This window comes from Streptococcus sp. 2154 (assembly GCF_013277255.1).
Classification (GTDB): domain Bacteria; phylum Bacillota; class Bacilli; order Lactobacillales; family Streptococcaceae; genus Streptococcus; species Streptococcus pseudopneumoniae.
The window spans coordinates 1-6039 of the sequence record NZ_VMMK01000024.1 but is presented as its reverse complement, the minus strand read 5'-3'; the positions used below and the strand labels follow the sequence as shown (position 1 = coordinate 6039).

6 protein-coding genes are annotated in these 6039 nt (G+C 37.8%); all 6 read right to left on the bottom strand.

Annotated features, from left to right (window positions below):
* Window positions 1-599: 599 nt before the first annotated feature.
* The 6 genes from dprA to HT693_RS03680 all read right to left on the bottom strand — a co-directional run bounded on the left by dprA (window position 600) and on the right by HT693_RS03680 (window position 5734).
* Window positions 600-1448 carry a DNA-processing protein DprA gene (gene dprA, locus HT693_RS03705; protein WP_000705307.1) on the bottom strand — a complete coding sequence of 283 codons (849 nt, stop codon included), beginning with the start codon at window positions 1446-1448 and terminating at the stop codon, window positions 600-602.
* Window positions 1449-1544: 96 nt separating this feature from the next.
* Complete coding sequence (locus HT693_RS03700; protein WP_172924869.1) at window positions 1545-2234, bottom strand: sugar phosphate nucleotidyltransferase; 690 nt, start codon at window positions 2232-2234, stop codon at window positions 1545-1547.
* A gap of 11 nt (window positions 2235-2245) precedes the next feature.
* Entirely contained in the window at window positions 2246-3124 is an 879-nt protein-coding gene (locus HT693_RS03695; protein ID WP_000791830.1) for a DMT family transporter, read from the bottom strand.
* Complete coding sequence (gene licA, locus HT693_RS03690) at window positions 3114-3983, bottom strand: choline kinase LicA (RefSeq protein WP_138704671.1); 870 nt, start codon at window positions 3981-3983, stop codon at window positions 3114-3116. Before licA ends, HT693_RS03695 begins: the two co-directional genes overlap by 11 nt.
* Window positions 3984-3999: 16 nt before the next feature.
* The gene (locus tag HT693_RS03685; protein ID WP_172924867.1) at window positions 4000-5022 is read right to left on the bottom strand and encodes a ribitol-5-phosphate dehydrogenase; all 1023 of its coding nucleotides are present in this window, start codon (window positions 5020-5022) and stop codon (window positions 4000-4002) included.
* A 4-nt stretch (window positions 5023-5026) separates the two neighbouring features.
* Complete coding sequence (locus HT693_RS03680) at window positions 5027-5734, bottom strand: 2-C-methyl-D-erythritol 4-phosphate cytidylyltransferase (protein WP_138704673.1); 708 nt, start codon at window positions 5732-5734, stop codon at window positions 5027-5029.
* Window positions 5735-6039: the final 305 nt, after the last annotated feature.

Here is a 6039-nt window from a genome sequence, read left to right as displayed (position 1 = left end):
ATTTTCATTGAGTATAAAATCCTAACAAACTCAATACTTTAGTAGTCTGATATGCCAATCTCATGAGGTCTTTTTATCATTTTCCATCATATCCTGACGCAAATGTCTACTGATGTCTCTCATCAGTTTCATTTCTAGTAAATGAAAATCAAACTCGGAAGCTCACCGTAGCTTGCTCAAAACACAGCAAGACAAAGCTGATGACGTAAAAAGATTTTCGAAGAGTGTCATCATCAATTTCAGACCATTTTTTATAATAACCATTTTATTTTTATCTGTCAAGGTCTTTGAATTCTTTCTTAAACAAGCCTTGTAATCTCTACTTTTGAAGAATTTATTTTTCCTTACTGGCAATACTTGAGACGATACAGCTCCCTGATAATAAGCTGACCAAGATTAGTCACAAGCAACTCTCCTTTCTCAATTACACTAAATTGCTTTCCTTCCTCTGGGAAAAGTCCTCCACTCTACTTATTCACTTAGAAAAAACGCATAATATCAAGTGCTGAAAAAACTGATACTATGCATTTATTGTGGGGATATTTACTTCATTTTCTATTAAAAATTGATTTTTCTCAGTATTCTAGCTTATATAATGTTTAAAATTCAAATTCCGCAAGCACATCTCGCCCACTGGTGACCAATTTTGCCCCTTCTTGAATCAAATGATGGCAACCATCTGATAGCCCATCTAAAATGCTACCAGGAATAGCAAAGACATCGCGTCCTTCTTCCATTGCTCGCTCACAGGTAATGAGACTCCCCGAGCGCATCTTAGCCTCTGCTACAATCACGCCACGGCAAAGTCCAGCAATGATGCGATTACGGGCAGGAAAATGAAATTTCAGAGGTTGTTCGCCAGGTCCATATTCACTGAGAACCAGATGATCATTGCCGATGTAGTCTTGCAAACGTTTATTGGCTTTAGGATAAAACACATCCAGTCCTGTTCCAATCACTGCAATGGTTTTTCCGCCATTTTGAAGAGCTGCCATATGAGCTGCTGTGTCAATGCCCTTGGCTAATCCACTGACGATAACCAGTTCATTTTCCAAGCCTTGAATGACTTTTTCAACTGACTTAGCTCCCTGTTTGCTACAAGCACGACTGCCCACGACCGCTACCTTCGGGAATTTCAGGAGGTCAAGATTTCCCTTGTAAAATAAAAGTACAGGCGCATCATATATTTCACTCAAATCCCAAGGATAACAGTCATCTAAAATAGAGAAAGATGGAAATTTTTGAAACTCTTTCGACAAATGCGCATCGTCTATCTGAAAATAACGTTCCATAAAAACGGCTGGATTACGGCAACCTGATATATCTGCAATATCACCCAACAAAAGCTCCTGATCAACATTTTCACCGTATTCTAGCACTTTCAAAATCTGTTGATTGGTCAAACCTGATTTTTTTAACTTATAGATTTCATAGTTTGTGATTTTCATAAATAACTCCATTTCTTTTTCTACTCATCTATCTATTCGTAAAAGTTCGTAAAAAATCAAAAAAACATCCGACTATTTTGTCAGATGTTGGAATCTTTAATTTTCGTTTTTAAGAATCTCTTCTAATTTATGATAATCTTGGACACTATCGATCTCATAGATGCTGTTGCCTTCTAATTCTTCAACATAGACATCCAGTTCTTTGATATTATCCTTAACCATATTATCCCAATAGAGATCAACAAATTCTCCACTTTCATAAGCCTTGTCAATAAAGCTGACAATTTTTTCTGCAGTTGGAGCATCCCAGAAGGATACACCACTAAGGATGCGGCCTGCCTTGCTATCAACAGTAATGTCTTGAACCTTATAGTCATCTCCATAGACCAAGAACCATTCGTTGGTACAATCTTCACGATAAACACTAAAATAAGTCGAACGTGTCAGATCATTGCGGAACATATTTTTAAAGAGATAGTTATCTGCATCAATAACATAACTGTTGGCCAATTCTTCTTTTACAAGATAGAGAGAGTAAAAGTTGTTGTAGTCAGCGTATTTATTATTGAAAACGAGGCGAACACCGTATTTTTCTTTTAAGTAATCGAATTGTTCTTTAAGGTAACCAACGATGATGATGATGTCATGGATTCCTTTTTCTTTGAGAAACTCAATCTGGTATTCAATCAAAGGTTTTTGATTAACCTGAACCAAGGCTTTAGGGGTATTTTCAGTCATAGGACGCAAGCGAGTTCCCAATCCCGCTGCTAAGATAATGGCTTTCACACGAATCTCCTTTATTCTTTAATAATAATATAAACTCCAGCTATGACGACAAGTGACGTAATAATTGTCAGCATATCTAGCGGTGCACCCAAGAAAACAACTGCAAACAAGACAGTCCAAACTACATAACTCACGTTCAATCCTGTAGCCTTGGCTGGTTGCAAGCGATTGATAGCGATATAATAAGCCAAATAGGAAATCATATCAAAGGCTGCAAAGACAATCATAAGACCTAGCAATTGTCCATTGGCCACTTCTGCAAATGACTGATGAGAAAAGAGCACAATCACAAGATAGGACAAGAATGAAGTTACTTGACGGATTAAGAGGGCTTCGATTTCACTCAATTCACTTTCCATGGCAAAGGAGCTAAGAACACTCTCACTTCCCCATGCAATGGCACAAACTAAAGCACAAAGAATCCCAATGTAGAAAGAATTAACCTGTTCAACCTTATAGGTCTGAGCAATAATCCCTCCAATAATCAAGACAATCCCAAACACAGTATTTCTCGAAATCTTGTGCTTCAAAAAGAAGAAAGCCAATAAAACTGAAATCGCAGGATAGATAGCAGATACAGATGAAGCCAAGGAACTTCCGATATACTTAACTGCATAAAGATTGGCCTGCATACCGATAGGGCCTGCTAATAAGGCTCCGATGATAACACTAACATTGCGAATATTTAAGAAAATTGAGAGACGAACTTTTCCTTCTTTTACCAAGAGAAAAGCTAGTAAGATAAAGATGCTCAAGAAATCATGAGCTGCAGCCACCACAAAGGGTGACAAATCTGTAAAAATCGAAAAGATATAAGCACTAATCGTTAGACCCAACCCCCAGAAAATACCTGAGAGTAGACCAAAAGAAACTCCATTTTTATTTTTCATCTGAACCTCCATAAGAAGCCAGATCTTTAACAGCTCTTTGGTAACGACTTACACCATAGTCACCAAAATCTGCGCCTTGCTCTTCCTTATAGACAGTCCATAGACTCCAAATAGTATCTTGTAAAATTTTATAAATGGCAATCTTTTCTCGAGAGACAGGTGTTTGGTCACTCTCATAGTGAGATAAGAAAGCTTCTTCCTCTTGGGAAGTGAATTCAGACTCTAAAAAGAGGGCAGCCAAATCCCACATTGGATCATTCATTGATGAATATTCCCAGTCAATCAAATAAAGTCGTCCTTGAGGTGATTCGATAAAGTTTTCAGGCACCAAATCAATATGACAAGATTTTCTGTCAACACCTAAGTCAGCCAGTCTTTTCTCTAAGGAGAAGACTTCTTCTCGAACCGCTTCATAGTTGGCATAAGGGATTTTTTCCTCAATCAAAGATTCGTATTTTTTGATTTCTTCAAAAGGAGCAAATTCTCCTCTTAATTCCTTGCCAGAAGCATGAATAGTTTGTAATATTGGAGCAATTTTATCAAATTTGGTCTTGATTGACCTTGAATCAAGCGTAATCGCAGATTCGATATACTCATTTACTTTGATACCAGCTTCAATATCAAAAAGATAATTTTTTACATCTAGGTCTAAATCTTTAAGTAGTTCAAGATTGTACTTTTCATCTTGACGATTGATCAGTTTTTCTGTCCCTTTACCAAAGAATTTAACAATGTATTGCTTATTTGTTGTTTTGACCAAGTAGTTTTGATTGGTCATTCCCCCCAGTTGTTCAACACTGAGGACTTCCTCTTCTTCACTAAGTAAGGAAGAAATTTTCTCTTTAATGATTTTCTCCACAATTAACCTCCAGTACTTATACTTCCCACTTAAACACGGTTTTAAAGGCTGTGTTTAAATCGGTTGCAAAGACACGGTGAATATCTTTAATTTCTCTTACAGGTTCTTCTAGATAAAGGATATTTTTAAGACGATTGGCGAATTTCTTGACTTCCATCATTTGGATGGCATTTTCAAAATCGATGCGACCAGAACGAGAGGAACCAACCAAGAGCAAGCCTTTTTCTAAGGCATCGCGTGTATTGAGATTGACTTTATACTCGCTAACGCCCATCAGGAGAATCGTTCCCTGAGGACGAATGTAGCGAATCAGGTCATTTATAGCCGGTCCAGTACCATTACCACCACAACACTCAAAAGCATGGTCAAAGGCCAAATCTTCAGGAATATTATCCGTAATATAGCATTCTTTAGCAAATGAGAAGAGTTCCAATTTTTCCCAATGACGACCAATAACCACAATCTCTGCTTCTGGCAAAGTATAGTTGATAATATTGGCAACCACAAAAGCTAAACTTCCATCTCCGATAACAGCAATTCGGTCCCGCTTGCTATGAGCAAGGGTCAATAGACGATTCATAGCGTGCATGCCGACACTGACAAACTCTGTAATGGCTGCAACCGTATCTTCGATAGCATCATAAGCCACCACACGGTCTTTAGGGAGAGAAACAAACTCTCTCATAAAGCCGTCAAATCCACTAGACAAGAAATGGGTCCCTGTCATGTAGTTCTCATAGAATTCTTTATCACTCTGCATAGGAGGCTGATTCGGAATCATGACAACTTTTTGACCAACCTCATAGGTTCCCGTCGGGTCAGAAATGACGGTTCCACATGACTCGTGAATCATTGCCATTGGAAGCTTTTTATTCAAAATCTTGGGATCACGTTTTCCCTGGTAGTAACGCTGATCCGCATGACAGACCGCCATGTAGTTGGGACGGATAAGGATATGATTTTCTTGGTCAATAGCCTCTTCCTGATATTTGACATTGATAAACTTAGGCTTAGTTAGTTGATAAATTTGATTAATCATATCACTAGTCTTTCTCAATCATACTTTTTGCAATCTTCAAATCTGTCACGGTTGTAATCTTCAGATTTGAGTATTCACCCTTGGCCAAGGCCACATCTTTTCCTTTGATCACAAAGATTTTACATGCATCTGTCAAGATTTCCTTCTCTTCATCAGAAAGAGATCCATAAAGGTCCATAAAGTCCTTGCAACGGAATGTTTGAGGTGTTTGTCCTTGATAAAGGTGAGCACGATTTGGAATATCTGTAATAAATCGACCATTGGTACTTTCAACGATAGTATCAACCGCTTCTACCACTGTGTCCACTGCGTCATGATTTTGGGCAAGTTGAATATTGTCCTGAATCATGCGAAGCGTAATAAACGGACGAACAGAATCGTGGGTAACAACGATATCCTCTGGAGTAAGCGGACGATAAGCATCGATAGCTTCAATGATTTTCTCAATACTCGTATTGCGGTCAGCACCACCTTTTGTAATGATGATACGTTCCTTATGAAGAGGAAGATATTTATCTACAAGATCTTCTGCATGAGAAACCCAGTCTCCATGAACCCCAACTACAATTTTTTCAATACTTGGTTCCAAGACAAATTTTTCAATTGTATGAATCAAAATAGGTCGATCACCTAGCTCTAAAAATTGTTTTGGCAAGTTACTGATTCCCATGCGTGTGCCAGTTCCACCAGCAAGAATTCCTGCATAAATCATCTATTTTCTCCTTTGTCTTACTAAAAAAACTTATTCTCTCTATTATACCACAATCTAGTCCTATCATGAAAGAAATACCGGCCCTCCCGTTCTAGAATAGAAGGATTAAGGAGTTCTATTATTCAAAGAAACTAGTCCATTTCTAGTAATGACCAGGAATTCTGTAGTCATTGCTAATAAATGGCTGTGAAATTTTAGAGTTCTTCAGAATAATATAGTTTTCTTAAAGAAAACTTAAAAGTAAGCTTTGAAACTTCAAAGTGATTACTTGACTTATACTCAATGAAAGTCATAACCACCCGTGA